General features: G+C 32.7%; 1 protein-coding gene and 1 pseudogene. One reads left to right on the top strand and one right to left on the bottom strand.

Annotation, left to right across the window (positions count from 1 at the left end):
* Positions 1 to 370: 370 nt before the first annotated feature.
* Positions 371 to 862 carry a CDP-diacylglycerol--serine O-phosphatidyltransferase gene (pssA, locus tag V7137_RS30510; protein WP_335701535.1) on the bottom strand — a complete coding sequence of 164 codons (492 nt, stop codon included), beginning with the start codon at positions 860 to 862 and terminating at the stop codon, positions 371 to 373.
* Positions 863 to 1,121: 259 nt separating this feature from the next.
* On the opposite strand from pssA, the pseudogene V7137_RS30515 reads away from it, so the two are divergent.
* A pseudogene (locus V7137_RS30515) lies at positions 1,122 to 1,205 on the top strand (IS3 family transposase); the annotation flags it as partial.
* Positions 1,206 to 1,372: the final 167 nt, after the last annotated feature.

Below are 1,372 nucleotides of genomic sequence, written 5' to 3' on the forward strand. Positions count from 1 at the left end.
ATATTTATTTTTCCCAATGGCTCTTTTCGTAAACTTTGTTGCTTTTGGAGCCTTATAAGGGTCATTTACTAAGTTTCTAGGCAATTTTCGCAAATGTTCTTACGAAAAGATGCCACGAAGCATCTAGTTATACGGGTTGATGAATTTATACGAAAAACAACAATCCATGCGAAAATAGCCTTATAAAAAGAAACACTAAAGTCAATTTAAATTTAGATCTACATACAATGTAGCACGATAAATAAATTCATTTTCCATATTCATGAATTCTTAATCTGGTTTTAAGAGAAAAAAAAGGTTATGGATAAAATAAAAAAGCTAATCCCTTTTTTCGAAAAGGTTACCAGCTTTTTTACAATGGATATTAAAATTAGAGTTTTTTAACCTTAATTGGACTTACCATCAACAGAGCCAGGATTAAGGTAATCCATGCATTGCTATATAAAAAGAATCCCATACCAGCCAATGGCAATCCAGCCGCTGGAATAGGTAATCCTTTAAAATAACCAATGGTTGGTTTTACACTAAACTTAGCTAATCTTATTGCCCCCATTGTTGGGAAAAGGATAAACGCCAAAGAAGTTAAAATGGATGGTACTGCTAACGAATGAAATAAAAGTGCTGGAGCAACTCCGAAACTAACAATATCAGCTAAGGAATCCAATTCTACGCCAAATTCACTGTTCACTTTTAATTTTCTCGCAACCCTTCCGTCAAGTAGATCTAAAACAGCCGAAAAGAAAATGAAAATGGAGGCTACTTCTAAAAAGCCACTCATATTAAAAGTAATTGAAAGAACACCGCACAATAAATTTCCAATCGTAAATAAATTTGGTACAGCTTTTACTATCTGATTGAACAAGGTAGACCTCCTGACGATGACAAATCATCTGCACCTAAGTAGCATTTTCTGTTTATTCTTCCACTATTCTTAAAAAGACATGATATAGAATGAAAAAAATTTTGTTCTCCCTTCACAAATTTCTTGTTTTTGGATATTGATTTTAACCAAATTTAAAAAGCGAGAGATTCAAAGGAAAAACAATCCCTATGCCCCACACTGCATTAAATACATAAGCCACTCAGTAAATCATTTGCCTTAAGATTCAAAATAAAAAACCTATTACAATCATTATCGCTACCAATGGAATTTAAAAAAGATGACTCCTGTACAATACAGAAATCATCTTCTTCACAGCGCCTAACCTATTTTTAAAATGTCGTTTACAACGGGTACACTTTATAAGTGAATGTGACTTTTAGGGTGTCAGGAACCATCCACAAATATAGATGGTTCCTTATGTGTTAAATCATAAATTTTTCAAGGTATGTTGGAAAGAATTTAGCGTATTTTTGTTTCGTCCTATGTAAT

It is taken from the genome of Neobacillus drentensis, assembly GCF_036962765.1.
In the GTDB taxonomy this organism is placed as follows: Bacteria; Bacillota; Bacilli; order Bacillales; family Cytobacillaceae; genus Neobacillus; species Neobacillus drentensis_C.